The sequence below is a fragment of the Bacillus sp. ZY-1-1 genome, from assembly GCF_003047165.1.
Classification (GTDB): Bacteria; Bacillota; Bacilli; order Bacillales; family Bacillaceae; genus Bacillus; species Bacillus velezensis.
Window position 1 is genome coordinate 292631 of the sequence record NZ_CP027061.1, and the last position, 26016, is coordinate 318646.

Genomic DNA, 26016 nt, shown 5'->3' on the forward strand with positions numbered 1-26016 from the left:
TTTGAAACAGCTTTTAAAAGACAGCTGGTGGAATCAGCTGAAAGATGAATTTGACAAACCGTATTATCAAGAGCTGAGAGAGATGCTGAAACAAGAATACAGCAGCCAAACGATTTATCCTGACAGCCATGATATTTTTAACGCCTTGCATTATACGCCCTATGAGGATGTAAAAGCGGTCATTCTCGGACAGGACCCGTATCACGGGCCAGGACAGGCGCACGGGCTTAGTTTTTCCGTTCAGCCCGGGGTCAGACAGCCGCCGTCTTTGAAAAATATTTTCATAGAGCTTCAGGACGATATCGGCTGCTCCGTACCGAACCACGGATCGCTCGTCAGCTGGGCGAAGCAGGGAGTGCTTTTGTTAAACACAGTGCTTACGGTTCGCCGCGGTCAGGCCAATTCCCACAAAGGCAAGGGGTGGGAGCGGCTCACTGACCGCATCATTGATGTGGTGAATGAAAGAGAGAAGCCGATTGTCTTTATCCTGTGGGGGCGTCACGCGCAGATGAAAAAAGAGCGCATTGACACATCGAAACACATTATTATTGAATCGACTCATCCGAGCCCGTTTTCGGCAAGGAACGGTTTTTTCGGGAGCAGACCGTTTTCCCGTACAAACGCCGCCCTTGAAAAAATGGGGGAGCAGCCGATCGATTGGTGCATCCCCGACCTGCCGCAATAAACGGTTTTTTGAGGCGCTTCCGCCCGGCGGAAGCGTCTTTTTTGATGTTCCGGGCGGTATGCCGTCAGAAAAAATAACAAACTCAATTCTGCGATCCGCTCAGAAATTTGATAAAATGCAGGAAGAAGACAAATTACTGCTGGAGGATTTACTCATGAACATACATATCTCTGCTTTAATTCAGAAGATGGAAGAAGAACTGAGGCAGGCGAAAACGGCGACCCGCACCGAGGAGGTCAAAATGCACGCGGCCGCCATCCGCTCTCTGTGTGATGTCGTGCTCGGCACTCAGACGCACACCGCTCCGGCGCCTGTGCAGAATCCGATTCCGAAAGCGGCGCCGAAACCTTCCGCGTCTCCTTCGACAGACCCGCTGCTGCTTGAAAAAATGATGGGCAGCGCCGGGCTGAACCAATATCAGAAAAAAGCGAAAGACGAACGTGAGGAAGACGGAAACGGGGATTCCATTTTCGATTTTTAACAGGAGAGGTTGATTGACTTGAAACTGATACTCGGGGGTTTGCAATGGACGGCATTTATGATTGCGGCTGCGATTGTAGTTCCTGTCGCCATCGCACAATCATTTCACTTGAACCATGCCGATTCTGCCGCATTGATTCAGAGCACATTTTTTGTGCTTGGCGTCGCTGCGGTCATCCAATGTCTCCAGGGACATCGTCTGCCGATTAATGAAAGCCCGGCAGGCTTATGGTGGGGCGTATACACGATTTACGGCGGACTGACGGGCACGGTGTTTGCGACATTCGGCGAGACGCTGCGGGCGCTGCAGGGGGCGCTGTTATTAAGCGCTGTCTTTTTCTTTTTGTTCAGCCTTTTTAAAGTGATTGAACGGCTGGCCGTGCTGTTTACGCCGGTTGTGACCGGTGTGTATCTGCTGCTGTTGGTCATGCAGCTGAGTCAGCCGATTGTGAAAGGCCTTTTGGGCATCGGCTATTTAAAAAACAGCGTCGACGGCCTTGTATTCGGGCTCGCCATGGTTGTGACGGCGGCGATGTTCATCATGTCCCGATCGAATGTTACGTTCTTAAGACAGTATGCGATTCTCCTTTCGCTTGCCGGCGGATGGATCTTATTCGCCGTCTTCGGCGCTGCCAAACCGATTCAAATACCGGATCGCGTGATTCAGCTGCCGGTTCTTTTTCCGTTTGGAAAACCCGTGTTTGACAGCGGCCTGATCATTACGTCACTCTTCATTACCGTGCTTTTGATTGTCAACATGCTCGCGAGCATCCGGGTTGTAGAAGCGGCGGTGAAAAAATTCGGCGGCACCGCTGGGAAACGGCGTGAGCGTCCGGCAGGGTTTGCGGCTTCGATCAGCCACCTTTTGAGCGGGCTGTCAGGGGGCATTGCGCCTGTGCCGATTTCAGGGGCGGCCGGTTTTATTGAGACGACGAAGCTTCCTTCGAAAAAGCCGTTTCTTTTGGGAAGTGTATTTGTCATGATCATCAGTATGATCCCGCTATTTATGAATGCGTTTGCGAGTCTGCCCTCACCGGTCGGCTTTGCGGTAAACTTCGTCGTTTTCTCCACGATGGCGGGTCTTGCCTTTACGGAGTTTGACTCTTATGAGAAAGCGGAGCAAAAACGAATCCGTTCCATTATCGGTCTGGCGCTCCTCACGGGGGTCGGCGTAATGTTTGTGCCGGAGAGCGCGTTATCAGGGATGCATCCGATCCTGATTTCGCTCTTAAGCAACGGCCTTGTGCTCGGGACGCTGCTGGCGATAGCGATTGATCGAATCCAGCTTATCAAAAAGAAAAAATCCGACAATCTCGTGTCATCGGATGACGGACGTTGAATTTTGCCGATGTTGGGTTATGATTGAATTGGAAACTTTAACGAAAAGGCGGGAGAAAAATAGATGAAAGTGTTTATTATTCTTGGTGCGATTAACGCTTTATTGGCCGTGGCGCTGGGCGCTTTCGGCGCGCATGGGCTTGAAGGGAAAATCCCCGATAAATATTTGCAGGTGTGGCACACAGGCGTGCAATATCATATGTATCACGCGCTCGGTCTTCTGGCTGTCGCGTTTTTGGCTGAAAAGCTCTCTGGCGCAGGCAGTGTTTCTGTTGCGGGCTGGCTGATGTTTGCGGGCATCGTTCTGTTTTCAGGAAGCCTGTACGTATTGAGCGTGACGCAGATTTCCATTCTCGGCGCGATTACACCGCTCGGCGGCGTGGCGTTTATCATCTCTTGGATTATGATTATCGTCGCGGCCGTCAAATATTTATAAAGAAAAAAAGCCAATCCTCTGTCAAGTGAGCGATTGGCTTTTTGATTTATCTCGGAGAATAAGAAGACATGGAGTACGGATAAGTATAAGCGATTTCCTCATCAAATGTGATGTAATCAAGGTAAATGGTCAGAAGCAGATAGCGGGTGCCCGTTTTCGGATCGCTGATGATGATATGGTCACGTCCCGCCGCCTCAATCACACCGCGGAAAATCTTTGAATTCCATTCTTTGCTGTTTTCAAATGTCATATAAATCGTCGCCGTTTTGCCCCGGTTCAACCGCAGAATATTTTCAATGTATGACTCTTCAATCGGCAGCATGCCGGGAACGTTTTGTGACGATGATGGACCTGACGGGATTTGAAAGCTGCCGCCGCCCTGCTGCTGCGGCTGGCCGGGGAACCCCCCGCCGAAGCCCTGCTGGCCTTGCTGCATCGGCATTGTCATTTGCTGCTGCATCGGCATCATTTGTGATCCTTGGCCCTGAGGCTGCGGATAAGGATTAGGCCCGAGCTGCGGCTGGAATCCCTGCATATCCATTCCCATCCCCATCCCCATCCCCTGCATTTGCTGATATTGATTCTTTTTCGGTTTCATATTGTTCCTCCTTTGATGAAAACCTCTTGATGCTGAAACCTCCTGACAAGTATCAGACAGCCGACAGAGCGGCTGCTGTTTTTATCTATTCCACCATATGAGCCCAAAGAAAGATTTATGCGAAAAAAGAAAATACGATCCAATGTTTCCGGATATCAGAGCCGGCTTTTTTTGTGCGCGCAATGCTGACTTTTCACATAATAGTCTGTATTCCTAGCGCATCTTCCGCATAAGGAACATATGATAGCGGTAGTTTCAGGTGCGAAAAGGGGGTGACGAGTTGCCTAAAGTGTCAGTGATCATGACGAGCTATAACAAAAGTGACTATGTGGCCCGCTCTATTAAAAGTATTCTGTCTCAGACGTTTACGGACTTTGAGCTGTTCATTATGGATGACAACTCAAATGAAGCGACATTGGCGGAAATACGTCCTTTTCTCACGGATGACCGCGTCCGGTTTTATCAAAGCGATGTATCGGGCGTCAAAGAAAGAACGGAAAAAACACGCTACGCCGCCTTGATTAATCAGGCAATAGAAATGGCGGAGGGCGAGTACGTGACGTATGCGACCGACGACAACACGTATGTGCCGGAACGGCTTGAGAAAATGGTGAAAGAGCTTGATGAAGACCCGGAAAAAGCCGTCGTGTATTCAAGTTCCAAAACCTATCATCTGAATCAGCGGAAAGAGACGGTGAAGGAGACGGCCAGGCCCGCCGAACGGATCGTGTGGAACGCGCCGTGCGCCATTGACCATTGTTCGGTCATGCACCGGTTTTCCGTGCTGGAACAGGTCAAATCGGCATTCGGTTCCTATTGGGATGAAAGCCCCGCGTTTTACCGTATCGGTGACGCCCGTTTTTTCTGGAGAGTGAATCATTTTTATCCGTTTTACCCGATTTCTGAGGAGCTTGATATCAATTATATTACCGATCAATCCATCCATTATCAGCTTTTCGCGGCGGAGAAAAACGAGTTTGTGAACAGCCTTCCGCAGCAGACCACGTGCCGGGAGCTGAGGGAATCATTAAAAAAGCTTGGAAAGGGGTGAGGGCTTGTCGGCATACTTAGCGAACTATTGGGTGCTGTACCGGCAGTATATTGACCTTTTTCAGTCACTTCGCTACAAAGACATCCCGCTCGCATTGATCAGTAATTTTTATCAATATATCAGTCCGGCGCTTCGGGAGAGCATGGAGCAGAACCCGGAGCTTTTCGGTCCGGCGGATCAGCATATTCCTGAAGCCGGTATTCAGCCTTATTATGATCAAAAAAGGCAAAACATTAAGAAAACAGATGAGAAACCGGTAAACGGAAAAGTCATTCTGCATTTCGATCATCTTCGGTTCACCGAGGGAAATTACCGGCAGTTTGATCCGGCAAAAACAGCGGTACTGGCCAGATGGAGTCTGCCTGACCATCATGGGCTGCCCGTTATCTGCAAATTGGAGCTGACGGGAATGGGGCAAAAAGGGAACCCCGTCCCTTATATTGAAAAAGCCCATTCCATTTTGAAAGAGCTTCACAGCCATCCCGCTTTCGGAAACAGAGAATTTCAGGAACGACTGTATAAAGACATCCCGTTATTTATTGAAGCGATTGACGCCGTTGATATTTTGTTTACGGCCGAGAAGATTTCCGCCGTTGTAGTCGGCACGACGGAGGATATTTACAGCCGTGTGCTGGCGCTGATGTCCGCGAAAAAAAACGCCGTCAGCATCTGTCTTCAGCACGGGGCGCTCATGGGAGATGAAGCGTTTCTGCCCGTATTTACGGACTATCAGGCTGTATTCGGGGCTTATGAAGCGGAGTGGTATAAAGCAAAAGGCTGCAGGGAGGAACAAATCATCATCACGGGGCATCCCCGTTTCGACGAGATTTTCTCAAGAGAGCCGATAGATCGGGACACGTTTTACCGCAAACTTTCTTTTCTCCCGTCACAGCGTACGGTGCTGATCGCCACGCAGCCGTTTTCTGATGAATTTTATACGGGAGTGCTTGAAGAGCTTGCCGGCCAAAAGAACATGCAGCTCATTATTAAACCGCATCCGTGGGAAATCGGCAAAAACAAGCTGGATGCTTACAATCAGGTGCTGCGGAAATATAAAGCAGGAAAAATCATCAAAAAAGAGATGGAGCTGTATGATATTCTCCCGTTTGTTGACGCTGCGGTGACACAGACATCAACAGTCGGTCTTGAAGCGATGCTGTTTCAAAAGCCCGTGCTGATCGGAAAATCAGCGGGAACCCGCCGATACCCTTATTATCATTCACTTGGAGAATTTGTTTTTGAGGACCCGCAGGCACTCGCTCAGGAATTAATCCGGATATGCGAAAGCCCCGCAGAATATCAAAAAGCGGAACAGGCGCGCCGTGCTTTTGTCGCCGCGAACTACCCGGTTCAGGATTCGCTTGCCGCTTTATGTCAAGTGCTTCAGGAAAAAACCGGAGTCAGCTTCAGACGGGTTGACCCTTCATAAAAAAGATAGGAGCGCAAAAAAAATGGTGCAAAAAAGATCAGCTTTTCTTCCCTATTCATTGCCCATGATCGGGAAGGACGAAATTCAGGAGGTTATTGATACACTTGAATCGGGCTGGCTTTCAAAGGGACCGAAAGTAGAGGCGTTTGAAAAAGCCTTTGCCGCCTGGACGGGCGCAAAGCATGCGATCGCGCTGAACTCATGTACCGCCGCTTTGTTTTTGGCCCTGAAAGCGAAAGGGATCGGTCCCGGCGACGAGGTCATCACGTCTGCCGTGACGTTCAGTTCAACAGCCAATACAATCGTGCACACAGGCGCCGTTCCGGTGTTTGCTGACATCGATCCGCTTACGCTGAATGCAGACCCTGAAAAAATTGAGGCGGCCGTCACCCCGCGGACAAAAGCGATTGTACCCGTTCATTTCGCCGGCCAGTCGTGTGATATGGATCAGATTCTGGCCATTGCCGAAAAGCATCAGTTATTTGTCTTAGAGGATGCCGCACATGCCGTGTATACCACTTATAAACAGAAAATGATCGGATCAATCGGTGATGCGACGGCATTCAGCTTCTACGCGACAAAAAACCTGGCAACCGGTGAAGGCGGCATGCTGACGACGGACGATGACGGGCTTGCCGATCAGATCAGGGTGCTCAGCCTTCACGGCATGAGCAAAGGCGCGTGGAACCGCTATTCTTCAAACGGAAGCTGGTACTACGAGGTCGAAACGCCCGGCTATAAAATGAATATGTTTGATCTTCAGGCAGCGCTTGGGCTTCATCAGCTGAAACGGATTGACAGCATGCAGCAAAGAAGGGCTGAAATTGCAAGCCGCTACCAGGACGCTTTCAGAGACATGAAAGGGCTCACTGTCCCATATGTCAGTGATGACGGGCGGCATGCATGGCATCTGTATGTTCTTCAAATAGAGGAGCAGGAGGCCGGGATCAGCCGGAACGATCTGATTTCCGCTTTGAAAAACCAATATAATATCGGCACAAGTGTTCATTTTATTCCGGTTCCGTTCCATCCGTATTATCAAAAAACGTACGGATATAAGGAAACTGATTTTCCGGCCGCGGCCGCGTATTATCACCGCACCGTATCACTCCCTCTTTATCCGTCAATGACAGATGATGACGTTGAATACGTCATTGCAGCCGTTACGGATATCGTCAAAGGGGCTGATTAGGTGTACAGACTGAGAGAAAATCTTGCACAGGACATGATTCATGCCTTCCTGCATCAGAAGGGCATTAAGCCGGAAGCCTATGAATCGTCGCTCTGTTTATTGGAAGAAAACAGCCTTCAAGGCGTGATTTTATATGAAAACTCTTCGTGGGAAAGTCAATTGTTCCGAAAAAATATCATCAATGTGAAGCTTGCAGCCGCAAACAGCACCGGACAGCTCAAAAGGCTGTTTCAGGAATTTTACGCAGCAAGGCGGGCGGACGGCACTGATTTTATATTTATTAAAATACCGGCTGAAGATATCGGCGCGATGCAGGTCGTGCAGTCGCTTCCGAACGCTTATTTTGTAGGGAGTCTTCTCAAGCTCGTCAGTCCGGTGCGTGTATATAACAGCACGCCGCCGTTTGAGATTACAGAAGCCGGACCCGGCGACACGGAAGCGATCAGCCGGCTGGCCCGCGACGCCTTTACAAAAAGCAGGTATTATCAGGACCCCCATCTCAGCTATAAAAGTGCAAACCGTCTGTTTGAAGAGTGGGCGCGGAATAACGCGGAAGGCAGAGCTTCGTTACAATTCCTCGCCAAATATAAGGGAGAGACCGCGGGCTTTGTTCAGGGGCTGTCTAAAGGCGATGAATTCGTCCTTGATCTGATGGCGGTAAAGCCGGGCTTTGAAGGAAAAGGAGCGGGATTCCATTTAGCGGCGCACGTGATTGAACAATCATTGCGCTTTCAGCATAAGACTGTATCAGCGGGAACGCAGCTCCACAATGTAAGAGCCATCCGCCTGTATGAAAGAATGGGATTTAAAGCGGATGCGTCCTATTATTACTATCATGTGTGGCCCGGGAAGGAGGCGGACTGATGGCATCATGCAAAATCGGAACGAAGTCAATCGGCGAAGGTTCGCCCGTATTCATCATCGCCGAAGCCGGAATTAATCATGACGGAAAACTGAGCCAGGCGTTTGAATTGATAGATGCGGCCAGTGAGGCCGGCGCGGACGCGGTCAAGTTCCAAATGTTTCAGGCTGACAAAATGTATCAGAAAGACCCCGGCTTATACAAAACCGCTGCGGGAAAAAACGTCTCTATTTTTTCTTTGGTGCAATCAATGGAAATGCCCGCTGAGTGGATCGAACCGCTGCTTGAATATTGTAAGAAAAAAGGCGTGCTGTTTTTAAGCACGGTATGTGACGAAGGCTCTGCCGACTTACTGTATGCGACTTCCCCTTCAGCTTTTAAAATCGCCTCCTACGAGCTGAACCATCTGCCGTTATTGAAATATGTCGCGGGGCTGAAGACCCCGATTATCTTTTCCACCGCGGGCGCTGATATTTCAGATATTCAGGAGGCTTACCAAACCATTACCGGCGAGGGGAACAAAGAAATTGCGATCATGCATTGTGTGGCGAAATATCCCGCGCCGCCTGAATACAGCAATCTAAGCGTCATTCCCATGCTTGCCGCCGCATTCCCGGATGCTGTGATCGGTTTCTCCGATCACAGCGCCCATCCGTATGATGTGCCGTGCGCGGCTGTCAGGCTCGGAGCGAAACTGATTGAAAAGCATTTTACGATCGATAAAAACCTGCCCGGTGCTGATCACTCCTTCGCCCTCAATCCGGATGAATTAAAAGAAATGGTTGCGGCGATCCGCTCAGTTGAAGCGGAGCTGCGGCAGGGGTATCACGCTCCGGTGCCGGAAGTGCTGTCGGGAAGTTCCCATAAAACGACGACACCGATTGAAGGGGATATCAGAAGGTTTGCTTACAGAGGCATTTTTTCAACAGCGCCGATTCAAAAAGGCGAATGTTTTACGGCGGAAAACCTTGCCGTCCTTCGTCCCGGCCAAAAACCGCAGGGGCTTCACCCGAGATATTTTGAGCTTTTAACTGACGGCGCGCGCGCGGTCAGGGATATCCCCGCCGACACGGGCATCACTTGGGATGACCTTTTGACGAAAGGCAGCCCATATGATGACTGACATTTTGTTTATCATTCAGGCGCGGATGGGAAGCGGGCGTCTTCCCGGCAAAGTGCTGAAACCGATCGGCGGGTATACGATCCTCGATATGATTGTCAAAAGGGTTCGTCAAAGTGCGTTTTACGATCAATCACGGGATAATCTGATCGTCGCCGCGTCTGACAGCAAGACCGACGACATTCTGTCTGCGCACTGCCTCAGCAACCGCTACCGTGTCCACCGCGGCAGCGAACAGCGTGTGCTTGACCGGTTTGCACAAGTCATCGAACAAGTAAAACCGGACATCGCAGTCAGACTGACGGGGGATAACCCGTTTGTCGACCCTTCGCTGCTTGATTTTCTGATTCAATCGCATTTAGATCAGCACGCAGACTACACGTATATCTGCGGTACACCGCTCGGGATCGGCGGCGAGGCGGTGAACGCGCGCCTTTTAACGGAGATCAATGCGGACAAAACGCTGGCGGACAAATATCAGGAGCATGTCACCCTTTTGATAAGAGAATCCCCTGAGAGGTACCGGCTTCTCTTTCCTGAGCCCCCGCAGGAACTCCGGGCTCCTCACTTGCGGATGACCGTCGATACAGAAGAGGACTACAGGCTGGCCCGCGAGCTGTACGTAAAAGCGGGCTCGCGTCCTGATATTCCGGCAAAAGAATTGATCCATCTGCTGAATCGTGATCCGGAGCTCAGGGCTATTAATCAAATGATCCGGCAAAAAGAGGCTGATTAGCATGCGGGTTTTGATTTTCGCGGACGGGGGCCGTGACATCGGCATGGGGCACGCGGTTCGGATGAAGCTGCTTGCCGGTGCCATTAAGAACAACTGCTCAATAACGTTCTACACAAATAAAGAGGCTTCTTCTTATCTGTCATCTGATCAATGGGAAGTGATCATCAAGCCTGACAAGGGACAGAAGGAATTTATTGTCCGGGAAATAAACACGCGGGCTCCCGACCTTCTCATATTCGATCTGCTCGATATGCCGTGTGACTGGCTGGAGGAAATCAAAAAGCATTCATCGGCTCGTATCGTCTTATTTGAAGAAAAGAGGGAACATGTCATTCATTTATGCGATGCCGTTATAAACGGCATTTACGGCGGGCTGAAAAGCCGGACGGTTCAAATGGGCAGCGCCGCGGTATATGAAGGCCCGGATTATATGATTCTTCATCCGGGTTTTGAAAAAGCAAAGCAGCTCTATCAGCTGAGAAAAGAATGCCGGACCATATTGGTCTCTTTAGGAGGAAGTGACCCGAAGAAGCTTGTCTTTAAAGTGATGGAAGCATGCCGCCGCATCCCTGATATTCAGCGGAAACGAGTGATCATCGTCATGGGCGGCGCGGCGCCTCATGCTGATGACGTGCGCGCGCATCTCACACAAATGCCTTATACCGAGATGGTAAGGCAGACAAATGACATGGCCGCGCTTCTCACGAGGACTGATATGGCCGTCGTGTCCGGCGGGATCACTTTATATGAGACCATTTGTACAGGTGTGCCCTGCATCGTTCTTTCTCAAGTGGAGCATCAAACTGAGACGGCGGAAAAATTCGCCGCACGAGAGGCCGCCGTTCATCTCGGACTGGGAGAACACACCGCGGCGGACTTGCTCGCTCGGCATATGTCTGAGCTGGCTGCTGATTATCCGAGACGGCTCGGGCTTCATCAGAACGGAAAGCCGCTGGTTGACGGCAGGGGCATCAAACGGGCGGCGGCGATTCTTTATGATTTGTGATAAAACCACACGTAAGGAAGTGTTCATGTGAAAGGTGTTATCTTAGCCGGAGGCACCGGCTCACGCCTTATGCCGCTGACAAAAGCGGTCAATAAGCATTTACTCCCTGTCGGTCCATATCCGATGATTTACTGGTCGATCATGAAGCTGGAAGAAGCGGGGATTACGGATATCTTGCTGATTACGCAAAAAGAATATATTCCGCAATTTCATAAACTTCTCGAAACCGGAGAAGAGCTCGGCGTCTCAATCACATATCAGGTTCAGCCAGCCGCATCCGGCATTTCCGACGGTTTATCATACGCAAAGCGGTTTACCGGGCGCGATCCGTTCGTTCTGCTTTTGGGAGATAATATTTTTGAAGATTCATTAAAACCTTATACGGAGCGTTTCGCAAAGCAGGGAAAAGGAGCGAAAGTGCTGCTGAAAGAAGTGGACGATCCGGAGCGCTTCGGCATCGCAGAGATTGATGAGGAAAACAAACGGATCAAGTCGATCATTGAAAAGCCGGAGCAGCCGCCGACCAGACTATGCGTCACAGGGATCTACATGTACGATGCAGAAGTGTTTTCTTATATTGAACAAATTTCCCCTTCAAAACGCGGCGAACTGGAAATTACGGATGTCAATAATTTATACATTGAACACAGTGAGCTGACGTATGATGTGTTAACGGGCTGGTGGGTGGATGCGGGCACGCATGAATCGCTCTACCTCGCCGGAAGCCTGGCGCATCAGGCAATACAGAAAGGACAGGAGCATTAATCATGCCAAAATCATATTTAATTACAGGGGGCGCCGGATTTATCGGCCTTACCTTCACAAAGATGATGCTGAAAGAAACAGATGCGCAGATTACCGTCCTGGATAATCTCACGTATGCAAGCAGGCCGCTTGAAATAGAAGCCTTAAAAAAGAACGGCCGTTTCCGTTTTATCAAAGGTGACATTTCGGAAAAAGAGGACATTGACAAAGTCTTTTCCCAAATGTATGACGCTGTCATTCATTTTGCGGCTGAATCCCATGTGGACAGAAGCATAAATCAGGCAGAGCCGTTCATCACAACAAATGTGATGGGCACATACCGACTGGCCGACGCGGTGTTACAGGGAAAAGCCGGCAGGCTGATTCACATTTCCACAGATGAGGTGTACGGAGATTTGGCGCCGGATGATCCCGCTTTTACAGAGACGACGCCGCTTTCTCCGAACAATCCGTATTCCGCCAGCAAGGCAAGCTCAGACCTGCTTGTCATGTCTTATGTGAAAACCCATAAGCTTCCTGCCATCATTACGAGATGCAGCAACAATTACGGGCCGTACCAGCACCACGAGAAAATGATTCCGACCATTATCAGGCATGCCGTAAACGGCACGCCGGTTCCGCTGTACGGCGACGGGATGCAGATCAGAGACTGGCTGTTTGCCGAAGATCATTGCCGCGCTATTAAGCTCGTGCTGGAAAAAGGAACACTAGGCGAAATTTACAATATCGGCGGAGGAAATGAACGGACGAATAAAGAGCTTGCGTCATTTATCATGAAGGAGCTCGGTGTCGAGGAACGGTTTGCTCATGTCGAAGACAGAAAAGGGCATGACCGCCGTTACGCCATCAATGCTTCAAAGCTGAAAGATGAGCTGGGATGGCGGCAGGACGTCACATTTGAAGAAGGAATGAGAAGAACCATTCGCTGGTATACAGACAGCCAAGACTAATCGGAAAGAAGGGGATCCGATTGACGAAGGTATTAGTAACCGGAGCGGCCGGTCAGCTGGGGCGGGAGTTATGCCGCCAGCTGAAGCGGGAAGGGTATGAAGTGATCGCCTTGACAAAAGCGATGATGAACATATCCGACCAGCGTTCGGTGCGGCACTCGTTCAGCCATTACAAGCCGGATATCGTCGTCAATACGGCGGCATACACCTCCGTTGACAAATGTGAAACGGAGCTCGACAAAGCGTATTTAATAAACGGAATCGGCGCTTATTATGCCGCGCTTGAGGCTGAAAACACCGGCGCGAAATTCATTCACATCAGCACCGATTACGTCTTCAGCGGCAAAGGAACACGGCCATACCAGACCGATGATCCCGCAGATCCGGGCACGATTTACGGAAAAAGCAAAAAACTCGGCGAAGAACTGATCCGGTTAACGGGAAAAAACCACACCATTATCAGAACGTCGTGGGTGTACGGCAGCGGCGGGCACAACTTTGTCAATACGATGCTGAAACTTGCGGATACACATGATCAGGTTCGTGTCGTTAACGATCAAGTCGGAGCGCCGACGTATACAAAAGATTTAGCCGAAACGGTGATCGGTCTGTTTGACAGGCCGCCGGGCTTGTACCACGCCGCAAACAGCGGAGTGTGCAGCTGGTATGAATTTGCCAAGGCTATTTTTGAAGAAAGCGGCAGAACCGCCGCCGTGCTGCCCGTCACGACGGAGGAATACGGAAATGAGACGCCGCGCCCCGCTTACTCGGTGTTGAGCCTTGAGTCGATTGAACGGCAGGGGCTCGGCATGAGGCATTGGCGGGAAGCGCTAAAGGATTATTTACAAAGGGAGGGACAGTGCAAGTGATCGAAGGCGTAAAAATTAAAAAGCTGATCAAACACAGCGATGACCGGGGTTTTTTCTCAGAACTCGTCCGTGACGATGAACATCTCTTAGAGCGTTTCGGGCAGGCTTCCTGGTCCAAAAGCTATCCCGGCGTCATTAAAGCGTTTCACTATCATGAGAAACAGGATGACCTGTGGTTTTTCCCGACGGGCCACGCCCAGGTCGTGCTGCATGACCTTCGCGAAGAGTCGGCAACCAAGGGAGAAACGGATGTCTACTACATGGGAGAAGACAATCCGATGCTCCTTCTCATTCCCAAAGGCGTCGCACACGGGTACAGAGTGCTGGGCGAAACCCCGCTGACCATTATTTATTTCACGACAATGTCCTACAATCCGGATCAGCCTGACGAAAAAAGAATCCCGTGGAATGATGAGAGCATCGGATTTGACTGGCAGACGGCTCATCGGTAGCGCACAAGACGAAGACAGCGGATGTCTTCGTTTTTTGTGCTGGTTCATCTCGTGAAAAATAAATGATTGAATATTCCAAAAAATAATTTACTTCCATGGATAAAGGTGGTAGATTATTCTCAGGAAAAGAGAAACCCAATTCGCGAATGGAATCATCAGACACGCTTTTCCGGCAGAGGACGCTCTGAATCCTATATGATCTGGAGGAATTCATGATGTTAAAAAGAAAATCATTTTCTGCCTTTCTCATCAGTGCTGCGGTATTTTCAGCTGTGTTCTTGCCATCTTTTCATGCGAACGCCCAATCTGCCGTTATTGAAGCGAAAACCGTCAATAGTACGAAAGAATACGCGACGTCAGATATTGAAGTCACATACAAGCCGAATGCGCTGCTTGCCGTCGGTGCCGTTGAATTTCAATTTCCTGACGGGTTCAACGCCACTGTGAGGGACTCTGTAAACGGAAGAACACTGAAAGAAACGCAAATTCTCAACTACGGAAAAACGGTCAGACTTCCGCTTACCCTTGACTTATTGGGCGCGTCTGAATACAATCTCGTCCTGGTGCGTAAAAACCTTCCGCGCGCGGGCACGTATACAATTAAAGGCGATTACGTAAACGGTTTGGGGGCCGGCAGTCTCTACGCCGAAACAAAGCTGGTTATTGACCCGCGTTAATCCGGGATGAAAGAGGCTGACAACAGCCTCTTTTTTTATGCGCAAAATCCTGGCATGAATCTTGCATATAAAAAGGGGTGTAACGACAAAGTGAAAGGGATTGATGGGTTTTGGTGTAAAAGCGCTTACATTTCGTTCTGCCGGTAATTGAAGCTTACACGTATAATACGATGAGGTGATAAAACATGTCAGCCAACCCGCTTTCTAAAAGCAATCAGAAAGATGAAGAAAAAGAAGTTCTTAATTTGTTCTTGTCCACACAATCGATCATAAAAGAAGCCCTGCGCAAACTGGGCTATCCTGACAATATGTATGAACTGATGAAAGAGCCGATGCGGCTTTTGACCGTACGCATCCCCGTCAAAATGGACAATGGCTCAGTACAGGTTTTCACGGGCTACCGCTCACAGCATAATGACGCAGTCGGCCCGACAAAAGGGGGCGTGCGGTTTCACCCGGAAGTCAGTGAAGAAGAGGTTAAGGCGCTTTCCATCTGGATGACTTTAAAATGCGGCATCACAAATCTTCCTTACGGGGGCGGAAAAGGCGGCATCATCTGTGATCCGCGGACGATGTCATTCGGAGAGCTGGAACGGCTGAGCCGCGGATATGTGCGCGCGATCAGCCAGATCGTCGGCCCGACAAAGGATATTCCGGCTCCCGACGTATATACCAACTCGCAGATTATGGCATGGATGATGGACGAATACAGCCGCCTGAGAGAATTTGATTCACCGGGATTCATTACGGGCAAACCGATTGTTCTCGGCGGTTCACAGGGGCGGGAGACGGCGACCGCGCAAGGTGTCACGATTTGTATTGAGGAAGCCGTTAAGAAAAAAGGGATTCCGTTGGAAAATGCGCGGATCATCATTCAGGGGTTCGGAAACGCGGGGAGCTTTCTCGCTAAATTTATGCATGACGCCGGCGCCAAGGTGATCGGCATCTCAGACGCCCACGGGGCTTTGTATGACCCTGACGGCCTTGACATTGATTACCTGCTGGATAAGCGGGACAGCTTCGGCACGGTGACGAATCTCTTTTCTGATGTCATAACGAACCGGGAGTTGCTGGAAAAGGACTGTGATATTCTCGTGCCTGCCGCAATCTCCAATCAGATAACGGCTGAAAACGCCCATCACATTAAAGCCTCAATCATTGTGGAGGCGGCGAACGGCCCGACAACGATAGACGCCACGAAAATCCTGAATGAAAGAGGCGTGCTTCTCGTGCCGGATATTTTGGCAAGCGCCGGCGGCGTGACGGTGTCTTATTTTGAATGGGTGCAAAATAATCAAGGCTTTTACTGGTCTGAGGAAGAAGTCGCCCAAAAACTGCGCAGCGTCATGGTGAATTCATTTGAATCCATTTATCAGACAGCGCATACCCACAAAGTTGATATGCGTTTGGCCGCCTATATGACGGGCATCAGAAAGTCGGCTGAAGCGGCCCGGTTCCGCGGCTGGGTATAAGTGTTATCCGCAAAGAGATTTTGCATCAGTTATATAGCGGATCGCAAAATTTCTTTGCGTTTCCAGATTGCAGCTGACAGATTCGGACAAGCTTCGTCCGCTTTCGGCAAAGATTTTCCTATTTTTATCACAAATTGCTATGCTGGTATGCTTCTTGCATCTTCATTAAGCGTGAGCACACATTACAAAATACGGGGAGGAATTCTAATGACAGTTTCATACGCACACGAACCATTTACAAATTTTCAGGAAGAGACAAATAAACAATCGTTTCAGGATGCGCTGGCTTATGTGAATTCACAGCTCGGCAAGCATTATCCGCTTATCATCAACGGTGAAGCGATTGAAACGGATAAAAAGATCATTTCCGTCAATCCGGCAGATAAAAAAGAAGTGATCGGTTCTGTATCGGCAGCCGGAAAAGAACTTGCGGAAAAGGCCATGCAGGCTGCGCTGCAGGCATTTCAAACATGGAAAAAAGTACGGCCGGAACACCGCGCGAATGTGCTGTTTAAGGCGGCGGCGATCATCCGCAGAAGAAAGCACGAATTCTCCGCGTACCTGGTGAAAGAAGCGGGGAAACCGTGGAAGGAAGCGGATGCGGATACGGCGGAAGCGATCGACTTTTTAGAGTATTACGCCCGTCAGATGCTGAAGCTGAAAGACGGTTCTCCTGTAAAGAGCCGTGACGGAGAATATAATCAGTATCACTATGAGCCGCTTGGGGTGGGAATTGTCATTTCTCCATTCAACTTCCCGCTTGCGATCATGGCAGGAACGGCGGCAGCCGCCATCGTAACAGGCAACACGATACTGCTGAAACCGGCGGATGCGGCGCCTGTCGTGGCGGCGAAATTCGTAGAAGTGATGAAAGAAGCGGGTCTGCCGGACGGCGTGCTCCAATTCATACCGGGCGACGGAGGAGAAATCGGCGACTATCTGGTTGAGCATCCGAAGACGAGATTTGTGTCGTTTACAGGCTCCCGCGCGGTCGGATGCCGCATCTATGAACGCGCCGCAAAAGTACAGCCGGGCCAAAAGTGGCTGAAACGGGTCATTGCCGAAATGGGAGGGAAAGATACGGTGCTTGTAGACAGAGATGCTGATCTTGATCTTGCCGCTTCCTCAATCGTGTATTCCGCCTTCGGATTCTCAGGCCAAAAATGTTCAGCCGGTTCGCGCGCGGTCATTCATCAGGACGTCTATGATGAAGTTGTTGAAAAAGCCGTCGCTTTAACAAAATCACTCACCGTCGGAAGTCCGGAAGATTTTGATACATACATGGGGCCAGTCATCCACGAAGCATCTTATAATAAAGTCATGAGTTATATCGAAATCGGCAAAACAGAAGGAAAACTCCTGACGGGAGGCGAAGGTGATGATTCAAAAGGATACTTTATTCAGCCGACCATTTTTGCGGATGTTGATGAAAACGCCCGCCTGATGCAGGAGGAAATTTTCGGGCCGGTCGTCGCGATCTCAAAAGCCCGTGATTTCGACCATATGCTTGAGATTGCCAATAATACCGATTACGGACTGACGGGCGCTCTGTTATCGAAAACCCGCGCGCACATTGAACGCGCCCGCGAAGATTTTCACGTCGGAAATCTATACTTCAACCGCGGCTGTACGGGAGCGATTGTCGGATACCAGCCGTTCGGCGGCTTCAATATGTCAGGAACCGATTCGAAAGCCGGAGGACCTGACTATCTGATTCTTCATATGCAGGCAAAAACAACGTCTGAAGCCTATTAATCTTTCGGAAATAGCGCGATGAAAAAGAGAGTCGCGCTATTTTCTCTATATGAGGGTAAGGGGGATGGAACATGTATCAGCAGCTCAGCAAAATGCTTCCGGAGGAGAAAATAGAAGCCATTACGAAATCACTGGTGGCGTTAAACAGCATCAACGGCACATTGGGAGAAGGAAAAAAAGCCGACTATATCAAAGATATGATCAAGAGCTTTCCCTACTTTCAGGAGAATCCGTCACATGTGTGGGAGCAGGCGATTCCTGAGGACCCTTACGGCCGCAAAAATATTTTCGCATTTATTGAGGGAAACGGCGAAAGCCTGAATACGGTCATTTATCACGCTCATCTTGATACGGTCGGCATCGAGGATTTCGGCCCTTTAAAAGATATCGCTTTTGATTCCGACCGTCTCGCGGAATATTTCTCAAACTATGAATTTGATCGGGATGTGCAGCGGGATGCCCGCTCAGGCGAGTGGATGTTCGGAAGGGGTTCGGTTGATATGCAGAGCGGTATTGCCGTTCATCTCGCCAATCTGCTTCACTTTTCTGAACGGCGCGATCAGCTGCCGGGCCATATTCTGTTCATGGCAAACCCGGATGAAGAAAGCCAGCATTCCGGCATTTTAACCAGCATTTCTGAATTAAAACGGCTGAAACAAGAAAAGCAGATTCGTTATTTAGCAGCGATTAATAACGATTTTATCACGCCGCTGTATGAGGGTGACACGACAAGGTACATATACACGGGCGCGGCAGGGAAGCTTTTGCCTTGCTTTGCGATTTACGGGCGGGAGGTGCATGTCGGAGATACGCTGTCCGGCATCGATCCGAATTTGATCGCGTCAGAAATCACCAGAAGAATTCACAACAATATTCATATGGCGGAAAACATTGAAGGGGAGCTTGTCCTTCCGCCGACCTGCCTCTACCAGCGTGACAATAAGGAGGCGTATAACGTGCAGACCGCCGTCAGCAGCTATGTCTATTTTAATTATTTTATTTACGAGAAAACCGCCAAAGAAGTCATGGATCAGCTGACCGCCGTGGCTGATGAAGCCTGCAAAGAGACAGAACAAAAATTATCTGATTATTACGACGAATACTGTGAGAGAACGAGCCTGCCGAAAAAAGAGATGTCATGGAACGTTCAAGTGTACAGTCTGGAAGATTACCTGAAAAGGCTGAGAAGCCGCGGGATAGACCCTGCACAGTGTATCGGGCAGGCATTTAAAACATATGAACATCTTGAACTGCGGATGAGATGTTTTAAAGCCGTCGAAGAACTGCAAAAACTCGATCCTGAGCAGGGAGCCAAGGTCATTATTTTCTATGCGCCGCCTTACCTTCCGCACAATTATCTGAAGGAAGAAAGCACACGGGACCGGCTTTTGCAGCATGTCATTCAAGAAGCGGTCGATAAAACAGCGGCATCAACCGGAGAAACATTCGTCTTTAAAAAGTTTTTCCCTTATTTAGCGGACGGAAGCTTTTTATCGCTGCATGAAACAGATGAGGAGGTCTCCGCCTTTACCGATAATTTTCCGGGCTGGGATGTCATCGGGACGATTCCTTTTAATGAAATCAGGGAATTGAATATTCCGTCGGTCAATATAGGGGTATACGGAAAGGACGGCCATAAATGGACGGAACGCGTGTACAAACCGTACACATTCCATGTGCTGCCGGAACTCATTCAGCAGACGACAATGCACCTTTTGCACAGCTGCCGATTAGACATACGCACAAATGGCTGACATAACGGAATAAGGGGGATGTATATGCAGGGAGATACCAATCAAAATGAATTGCAGCGCACGATGAAGGGCCGACATTTGTTTATGATCGCCCTCGGCGGCGTGATCGGGACGGGGCTTTTTCTGGGCTCCGGTTTTACGATCAGTGAAGCGGGGCCGATCGGCGCGATATTGGCTTATGTGATCGGCGGATTTTTAATGTACCTGGTGATGCTTTGTTTGGGGGAGCTCGCGGTTGCCATGCCGGTCGCAGGATCATTTCAGGCGTATGCCGCAAAGTTTCTCGGGCCGTCGACGGGATTTACGATCGGATGGATGTACGCATTCAGCTGGGCCAATACAGTGGGGCTTGAGCTGACGTCGGCGGGGATTTTAATGCAGCGATGGTTTCCGGCCGTTCCGATTTGGGTGTGGTGCCTGGTATTTGGCGTCGTCATTTTTTCCATTAACGCGCTGTCTGCGCGGAGTTTTGCGGAAATGGAATTTTGGTTTTCCAGCATTAAGGTCATGGCCATTGTATTGTTTATTATTCTCGGCTGCGCTGCGGTATTCGGCTTTGTCGGTTTTAACGGCGGGCAGACGGCTCCGTATCTGTCAAACTTTACGACGGACAAAGGGCTTTTTCCGAACGGTGCCCAAGCCGTGCTGTTTACCCTTGTTATGGTGAATTTTTCATTCCAGGGTACCGAACTGGTCGGAATCGCCTCGGGAGAAAGCGAAAATCCGGAAAAGACGCTTCCCCGCTCGATCCGAAACGTCATATGGCGGACGCTTTTTTTCTTCGTGCTGGCGATGTTTGTTCTCGTGTCCATTTTGCCGTATCAAACGGCAGGCGTCATCGAAAGCCCGTTTGTGGCTGTGCTGGATAAAATCGGCGTTCCTTATGCGGCTGATATCATGAACTTTGTCATTCTGACCGCCATGCTGTCGGTGGCGAATTCCGGGCTGTACGCTTCGTCCAGAATGATGTGGTCCCTGTCAAAAACTAAGATGGGCCCCGCTTCCTTAACGAAACTGACGAAAAAAGGCGTGCCTCTGAAAGCTCTTTTCATCACCATCGCCATCTCCGGTTTATCCCTGCTGACAAGTGTAGTCGCGGCTGAAACGGTGTATGTGTGGCTCATTTCCATCTCCGGTATGATTACCGTCGTCGCGTGGATGTCAATCTGCGCTTCACAATTCGTTTTCCGGAGACGCTTTCTCGCTGAAGGAGGAAATCTGAAGGACCTGGCATTTAGAACGCCTCTTTATCCGATCGTGCCGATTCTCGGATTTTCGGTTTACGGTCTTATCTTAATCAGTCTCATCTTTATCCCCGACCAGCGTATCGGTCTGTACTGCGGCGTCCCGCTGATGATCATCTGTTACGCGTATTATCACTTCGGTATCAAAAAACGCCTGAAGCGTGAGCCGGCTTCTTCGGAAAAAGGCGCTGCCGGATAAGAAAAAAAGCCCTTCGCTTAAAGCGGCGGGCTTTACTTTGTGTTTCGTTTGGCCGACAGAACATAGGATAGAACGGCACAGAACTGAAAACCGAAAATGCTGACGGCCATCGGCCAGGCATTTTCTTCTCCGGCAATACCGACAAGGGGAGCGGCAGCCGCACCGCCGATAAAGGGCAGGAGTCCGAGAAGAGCCGCAGCGCTTCCCGCGCCTTTCTCCTGTTTCTGCATAGCCAAAGAAAATCCCGTCGTCGTGACGATCCCGACAGAAGAAACAATGATGAATAAAGAAATGCAGACTGCCGCCAGGCCTAAACCAAACGCAAGTGATAAAAGCAAAGCGATGCTCCCGATGACGGCAATCATCAGACCGGAGACAAACAGCTTCCGTTCATCATGTGTTTTGGCCATCCGTCCGGTGATTTGGGTGGCGCATATGATTCCCGCACCGTTTACGGCGAACAGCAGGCTGAACATTTGGGCCGATACGCCGTAGATGTTTTGCAGTACAAACGGCGACCCGGCAATATATGCGAACATGCCGGTCATCACAAATGCCTGGCTGAGCGCAAATCCCATAAACATCCGGTCGCCAAGCAGGCCGCGAAACGTCATCAGCGTCTCCCGGAGTCCGCCGCTTGTCCGCTTTTCCGGCGGGAGTGATTCAGGCAACGCCGTAAGCACGGCGGCAGAAATGATACAGCCGATCACCGCCAGCACGATAAATACGATTTTCCAGCCGGCGAACTGTAGGATAAATCCCCCTGTAATCGGCGCTAAAATCGGCGCCGCCCCATTGACGAGCATCAGTAATGAGAAAAAAGCCGTCAATTCTTTTCCGGAATACATATCGCGTGCGGAAGCCCGTGCGATGACGATTCCGGCCGCCCCGGTGAAACCTTGAATAAACCTCATGACAATTAAAAACGAAACAGAAGGGCTGAAGGCGCATAATAAAGAAGACAGCGTATAAAGCAGCAATGACAGAATCAGCGGCTTCCGGCGCCCGATCATATCACTGAGCGGCCCGACAACGATCTGCCCGACAGCCAGACCCAAAAGACAAAACGTCAGGCTCAGCTGCGCAAGTGACGCTGTCGTATGAAGATCGGCCGCCACTTCAGGCAAAGCGGGCAGATACATATCGAGCGAAAGCGGCCCGAATGAAGCGAGCGTCCCGAGAATCAGTACCATGCCGAGGCCTGCGCGGGCGGCCTTTGAATCAGCGTTATTCATTTCATGACCCCCACCTTAACAAATGATTCTATCACTATAGCATAACCAGACGGCGTATTTTATATCATTTATTGAATATAAACTAAATATTTTATTTAAAATATGAATGTAAATAAAAAATCAGAATTAGTTTTCATGTGAAATGTAAAATGAAATATAAGGATGCTAAACTATAAAACAACAAAAGGTAGAAAAGTTTTACGGAAGAGGTGTTCAAAGAGCATGAACAGCAAACAAACCGATCACATCGAAACGAAACGCCGATTTCCGGTCTGTCTCGCGCTTGCTTTGACATTAGGGGTATTTGCCGCGGGTTCTGAAGAGCTGGTGATTTCTCCGCTGCTTCCGGATTTAGCGCGGGCTTTCAGCTCGGATGTCAGTGTGCTGGCGCTTTCCATCAGTATTTACGGAGTGATGATTTTTATCGGGGCGCCGCTTCTCGTTCCGCTGGGAGATAAATATTCCCGGGAACTCAGTCTGCTGGCGGGACTGCTTATATTTACGGCCGGCACGGTGATCTGCGCGCTGGCGCACAATCTCTTTTTCTTCTTTCTGGGCAGGGCGCTTTCCGGGCTTGCAGCGGGTGCGTTTGTGCCGACAGCATATGCGGTGGTCGGCGACCGTGTGCCTTATGCGTACCGCGGCAAGGTGATGGGTCTGATCGTGTCAAGCTGGTCGCTCGCTTTGATTTTCGGCGTTCCGATCGGCTCTTTTATCGGCGGCGTTTTGAATTGGCGGTGGACGTTTTGGATTTTCGCCCTCATGTCTGTCCTCGTTGCTTCGCTCATTTTCATTGAGGCGCGCCGCAGCACGGCGGATGGGAATAAAACAGAAGAGGAAAACGGACGGCAGGCAGGCACTTTCCGGGATGCGCTGAAGGTGCCCCGTGTCCCTGTATATCTCACGATCACTTTTTGCAACATGATCGGTTTTTACGGCATGTATTCCTTTCTCGGTACATATCTTCACCGCGTGATGCCGGGTGGGAATACAGCTTCAGGGCTGCTGATCATGGTGTACGGAATCGGTTTTTCCATGAGCGTGTTCACCGGAAAAATCGCAGATAAGGCGGGGAAAATGCGCTCTTTGATCGCGGCATTGGCCGTGATCAGCATATGGCTTTCCTGTCTCGCCTATGCGCCGTCATCAATGCCGTTTTTGGTCATCGGGTTATTCGTCTGGGGATTGATGCAAAGCCTGACGGTGACCTTGCTCAGCACTATTTTAAGTGATTGCTCACAGAGCCGCCGGGGCAAAATCATGGCATTTTACAGTCTGGCGTCCAATTTGGCCGTCACCTTGGGTTCTGCTGTCATGGGTCCGGTCTATGTCGGATACGGATATGCAGCTGTCGGATTTATCTGTGCGGCCGTCACCCTCATCGGCTTTGTCCTCAGCGTTTTCGCATACAGAAGGTATGGAAAATATGAGCATAAGACCGACCAATCATTGTATCGGTAAAATAAAGTTTCTATAATTTTGTAAATGTAAATTTTTAACACCTTATATCATAAGGTGTTTTCTAATATATAGGAATAATTATCAATATTTTCAAATAATATTGACAGCTTGAACGTCTATGGATAATATTTACTTAAAATTTAACAGATTGGTTGGTGCTCATGATTATATTGGATAATAGCATTCAAACAAAAAGCAAGGCTTATTCAATATCTAAACTGATTACGATCAACACGCTCGGTCCTGAAGGGACAAGCAGTGAGTACGCAGCAAAAAACTTCATCACCAATTTCACCCTTCTCCAAGGGGTGAACAGCAAATTATCATTGCATGATACATTTGAATCGTGCATTGAAAAAACGCTTCAAAGTCCGCTGGAATACACAATTGTGCCTCACGCGTATGACGGCATTAAGCACTTCTACATGAGACCGGATCTGCAGCTTCTGCAAATTTTCAGGTGCGACACCCCGATGTACGGCCTGGCTGTCCGGCCCGGTTTTGAATATACGGATGACATGCTTGATAAGACTGTCATCGTATCCCACCCGTCTCCTATCAATTTGATTAAGTATTTTACCCGTAAAGATGTCACGTTTGATCTGGTGAACTCAACGAGCGCAGCCGCGAAAAGAGTGAAGGACGGTTTGTCCGACATCGCGCTGACAAATGAGCTGGCCAGACAAAAGTACGGCCTTCACTTTGTCAAAACATTTAAAAGCATTCCCATGAGCTGGTCATTATTCGGAAAAGGAGAGATTCATGATGAAAACTGAACAAGATTTGCAGGAACTTTATTTCCCGACGCCTAAATTAATAGAATGGGATAACGGAGTAAGACAATATTCGTCCGTCAGAGGCGATACGGAAGTTCTGCTTTCTTACGTCCCGCCGCATACAAACGTGGAACCTCATCAGCATAAGGAAGTCCAAATCGGCCTTGTCGTTTCCGGCGAGCTGTCCATGACTGTCGGAGATGTCACAAGAAAGATGACAGCGCTGGAATCAGCCTATATCGCGCCTCCTAACGTGCCTCACGGCGCAAGAAATGAGACGGATCAAGAAGTGATCGCCATTGATATTAAACGCCTGAAAGCCGGTGAAACCTATACAAGCCCTGAGGATTATTTTTTGAATATTTTTAAAACGAGAGACTTATTGCCTGGGATGGAAGTCACGTTCTTCGTGGAAGACTGGGTGGAAATCATGCTTGCCAACATTCCGGGCAACGGAGGAGAAATGCCGTTCCATAAACACCGCAATGAACAGATCGGCATCTGCATCGGCGGCGGCTATGATATGACCATTGAAGGCTGCAAAGTGGATATGACATTCGGCACAGCTTATTTCTGCGATCCGAGAGAAGATCACGGCGCCATCAACAGATTTGAAAAAGATTCAAAATCAGTCAATATCTTTTTCCCTCCGCGCTATAACAGAGCAAAAGCGAAAAAATTAGAGGCGAAAGAGTCATGAACCTGACGGATAAAACCGTCCTCATCACAGGGGGCGCATCAGGCATCGGTTATGCCGCGGTTCAGGCGTTTCTGAATCAAGAGGCGAATGTGGTCGTCGCGGATATTGATGAGGCGCAGGGAGAAGCGATGATCCGGAAAGAAAACAATGACAGGCTGCATTTTGTGCAGACGGATATTACAGATGAACCGGCCTGTCAAAATGCCATCCGGTCAGCGGTTGACAAGTTCGGCGGATTGGATGTGTTAATCAATAACGCCGGCATCGAAATTGTCGCCCCGATTCATGAGATGGAGCTGAGCGATTGGGACAAAGTGCTCAACGTCAATCTGACGGGCATGTTTCTTATGAGCAAGCACGCGCTCAAGTATATGCTCAAAAGCGGCAAGGGCAATATCATTAACACGTGCTCCGTCGGAGGAGTCGTCGCATGGCCCGACATTCCCGCGTATAACGCCTCTAAAGGCGGCGTACTGCAGCTGACGCGTTCGATGGCCGTCGATTACGCCAAACACAACATCCGCGTCAATTGCGTGTGCCCGGGAATCATTGACACACCTTTGAATGAAAAGTCGTTCCTTGAAAACAACGAAGGCACGCTTGAAGAAATCAAAAAAGAAAAAGCGAAAGTCAATCCGCTGCTGAGACTCGGCAAGCCTGAAGAAATAGCGAACGTCATGCTGTTTCTCGCTTCGGATTTATCAAGCTATATGACCGGAAGCGCGATCACCGCAGACGGTGGATACACCGCACAATAGAGAAGGAGTGTTTACA

26 protein-coding genes are annotated in these 26016 nt (G+C 49.6%); 24 read left to right on the forward strand and 2 right to left on the reverse strand.

All coding sequences use genetic code 11. The features are described from left to right. Position 1: 1 nt before the first annotated feature. The 4 genes from C5I45_RS01485 (at position 2) to C5I45_RS01500 (ending at position 2939) form a co-directional block, all read left to right on the forward strand. Positions 2-685, forward strand: a complete 684-nt coding sequence (locus C5I45_RS01485; protein ID WP_012118732.1) for a uracil-DNA glycosylase — start codon at positions 2-4, stop codon at positions 683-685. Positions 686-743: 58 nt separating this feature from the next. Further along, positions 744-1166, forward strand: a complete 423-nt coding sequence (locus tag C5I45_RS01490) for a YwdI family protein (protein ID WP_003150966.1) — start codon at positions 744-746, stop codon at positions 1164-1166. 18 nt (positions 1167-1184) lie between these two features. Continuing rightward, positions 1185-2504 (forward strand): purine/pyrimidine permease, encoded by a 1320-nt coding sequence (locus C5I45_RS01495; RefSeq protein ID WP_069473636.1) that lies wholly within the window; start codon positions 1185-1187, stop codon positions 2502-2504. A 63-nt stretch (positions 2505-2567) separates the two neighbouring features. Next, positions 2568-2939 (forward strand): DUF423 domain-containing protein, encoded by a 372-nt coding sequence (locus tag C5I45_RS01500; RefSeq protein ID WP_003150969.1) that lies wholly within the window; start codon positions 2568-2570, stop codon positions 2937-2939. Positions 2940-2985: 46 nt separating this feature from the next. On the opposite strand, the gene gerQ is transcribed toward C5I45_RS01500, so the two are convergent. Next, positions 2986-3537, reverse strand: coding sequence for a spore coat protein GerQ (gene gerQ, locus C5I45_RS01505; RefSeq protein WP_103526540.1), 552 nt, complete (start codon positions 3535-3537; stop codon positions 2986-2988). Between the two features lie 280 nt (positions 3538-3817). Between gerQ and C5I45_RS01510 the strand changes: the two genes are divergently transcribed. From C5I45_RS01510 to C5I45_RS01585, 16 genes are all read left to right on the forward strand, one after another. Beyond that, positions 3818-4588, forward strand: coding sequence for a glycosyltransferase family 2 protein (locus C5I45_RS01510; protein WP_003150972.1), 771 nt, complete (start codon positions 3818-3820; stop codon positions 4586-4588). A 4-nt stretch (positions 4589-4592) separates the two neighbouring features. Continuing rightward, positions 4593-6017, forward strand: a complete 1425-nt coding sequence (locus C5I45_RS01515) for a capsular polysaccharide export protein, LipB/KpsS family (RefSeq protein WP_015387538.1) — start codon at positions 4593-4595, stop codon at positions 6015-6017. A gap of 22 nt (positions 6018-6039) precedes the next feature. After that, positions 6040-7209, forward strand: a complete 1170-nt coding sequence (locus tag C5I45_RS01520; protein WP_058906427.1) for a DegT/DnrJ/EryC1/StrS family aminotransferase — start codon at positions 6040-6042, stop codon at positions 7207-7209. Further along, a complete protein-coding gene (locus C5I45_RS01525; RefSeq protein ID WP_095318305.1) occupies positions 7210-8073 on the forward strand; it encodes a GNAT family N-acetyltransferase in 864 nt (287 codons plus the stop codon). Further along, on the forward strand, positions 8073-9194 hold the full coding sequence (locus C5I45_RS01530) for an N-acetylneuraminate synthase family protein (RefSeq protein WP_044052805.1): 1122 nt from the start codon (positions 8073-8075) through the stop codon (positions 9192-9194). Before C5I45_RS01525 ends, C5I45_RS01530 begins: the two co-directional genes overlap by 1 nt. After that, entirely contained in the window at positions 9187-9927 is a 741-nt protein-coding gene (locus C5I45_RS01535; protein WP_015387540.1) for a cytidylyltransferase domain-containing protein, read from the forward strand. Before C5I45_RS01530 ends, C5I45_RS01535 begins: the two co-directional genes overlap by 8 nt. Before the next feature lies 1 nt (position 9928). After that, a complete protein-coding gene (locus C5I45_RS01540; protein WP_095318306.1) occupies positions 9929-10933 on the forward strand; it encodes a PseG/SpsG family protein in 1005 nt (334 codons plus the stop codon). A 27-nt stretch (positions 10934-10960) separates the two neighbouring features. Beyond that, positions 10961-11698 carry a sugar phosphate nucleotidyltransferase gene (locus C5I45_RS01545; RefSeq protein ID WP_029972897.1) on the forward strand — a complete coding sequence of 246 codons (738 nt, stop codon included), beginning with the start codon at positions 10961-10963 and terminating at the stop codon, positions 11696-11698. Positions 11699-11700: 2 nt separating this feature from the next. Beyond that, positions 11701-12648 carry a dTDP-glucose 4,6-dehydratase gene (gene rfbB, locus C5I45_RS01550; protein WP_107994187.1) on the forward strand — a complete coding sequence of 316 codons (948 nt, stop codon included), beginning with the start codon at positions 11701-11703 and terminating at the stop codon, positions 12646-12648. Between the two features lie 20 nt (positions 12649-12668). Continuing rightward, on the forward strand, positions 12669-13517 hold the full coding sequence (gene rfbD, locus C5I45_RS01555; RefSeq protein WP_003150984.1) for a dTDP-4-dehydrorhamnose reductase: 849 nt from the start codon (positions 12669-12671) through the stop codon (positions 13515-13517). After that, the gene (locus C5I45_RS01560) at positions 13514-13969 is read left to right on the forward strand and encodes a dTDP-4-dehydrorhamnose 3,5-epimerase family protein (RefSeq protein ID WP_015387544.1); all 456 of its coding nucleotides are present in this window, start codon (positions 13514-13516) and stop codon (positions 13967-13969) included. Before rfbD ends, C5I45_RS01560 begins: the two co-directional genes overlap by 4 nt. A 215-nt stretch (positions 13970-14184) precedes the next feature. Beyond that, a complete protein-coding gene (gene bslB, locus C5I45_RS01565) occupies positions 14185-14646 on the forward strand; it encodes a biofilm surface layer hydrophobin BslB (RefSeq protein ID WP_003150988.1) in 462 nt (153 codons plus the stop codon). 185 nt (positions 14647-14831) lie between these two features. Next, positions 14832-16118 carry a Glu/Leu/Phe/Val family dehydrogenase gene (locus tag C5I45_RS01570; RefSeq protein ID WP_107994188.1) on the forward strand — a complete coding sequence of 429 codons (1287 nt, stop codon included), beginning with the start codon at positions 14832-14834 and terminating at the stop codon, positions 16116-16118. Between the two features lie 207 nt (positions 16119-16325). After that, positions 16326-17873 carry an L-glutamate gamma-semialdehyde dehydrogenase gene (gene pruA, locus C5I45_RS01575; protein ID WP_052586865.1) on the forward strand — a complete coding sequence of 516 codons (1548 nt, stop codon included), beginning with the start codon at positions 16326-16328 and terminating at the stop codon, positions 17871-17873. 71 nt (positions 17874-17944) lie between these two features. Beyond that, entirely contained in the window at positions 17945-19627 is a 1683-nt protein-coding gene (locus C5I45_RS01580; protein ID WP_107994189.1) for a M20 family metallopeptidase, read from the forward strand. A gap of 24 nt (positions 19628-19651) precedes the next feature. Further along, a complete protein-coding gene (locus tag C5I45_RS01585; protein ID WP_015387546.1) occupies positions 19652-21070 on the forward strand; it encodes an amino acid permease in 1419 nt (472 codons plus the stop codon). Between the two features lie 32 nt (positions 21071-21102). Here C5I45_RS01585 and C5I45_RS01590 read toward each other — a convergent pair whose 3' ends face one another. Then, positions 21103-22305 (reverse strand): multidrug effflux MFS transporter, encoded by a 1203-nt coding sequence (locus tag C5I45_RS01590; RefSeq protein ID WP_014306037.1) that lies wholly within the window; start codon positions 22303-22305, stop codon positions 21103-21105. Between the two features lie 222 nt (positions 22306-22527). Here C5I45_RS01590 and C5I45_RS01595 point away from each other — a divergent pair, with 222 nt between their 5' ends. From C5I45_RS01595 to bacC, 4 genes are all read left to right on the forward strand, one after another. Continuing rightward, positions 22528-23766 (forward strand): MFS transporter, encoded by a 1239-nt coding sequence (locus C5I45_RS01595; RefSeq protein WP_043867522.1) that lies wholly within the window; start codon positions 22528-22530, stop codon positions 23764-23766. Between the two features lie 161 nt (positions 23767-23927). After that, a complete protein-coding gene (locus C5I45_RS01600; protein ID WP_003150997.1) occupies positions 23928-24542 on the forward strand; it encodes a bacilysin biosynthesis protein BacA in 615 nt (204 codons plus the stop codon). Beyond that, positions 24532-25242, forward strand: a complete 711-nt coding sequence (locus C5I45_RS01605) for a 3-((4R)-4-hydroxycyclohexa-1,5-dien-1-yl)-2-oxopropanoate isomerase (RefSeq protein ID WP_003151000.1) — start codon at positions 24532-24534, stop codon at positions 25240-25242. The genes C5I45_RS01600 and C5I45_RS01605 overlap by 11 nt, the downstream gene beginning before the upstream one ends. Next, the gene (bacC, locus tag C5I45_RS01610; RefSeq protein ID WP_003151003.1) at positions 25239-26000 is read left to right on the forward strand and encodes a dihydroanticapsin 7-dehydrogenase; all 762 of its coding nucleotides are present in this window, start codon (positions 25239-25241) and stop codon (positions 25998-26000) included. The genes C5I45_RS01605 and bacC overlap by 4 nt, the downstream gene beginning before the upstream one ends. Positions 26001-26016 lie beyond the last annotated feature (16 nt).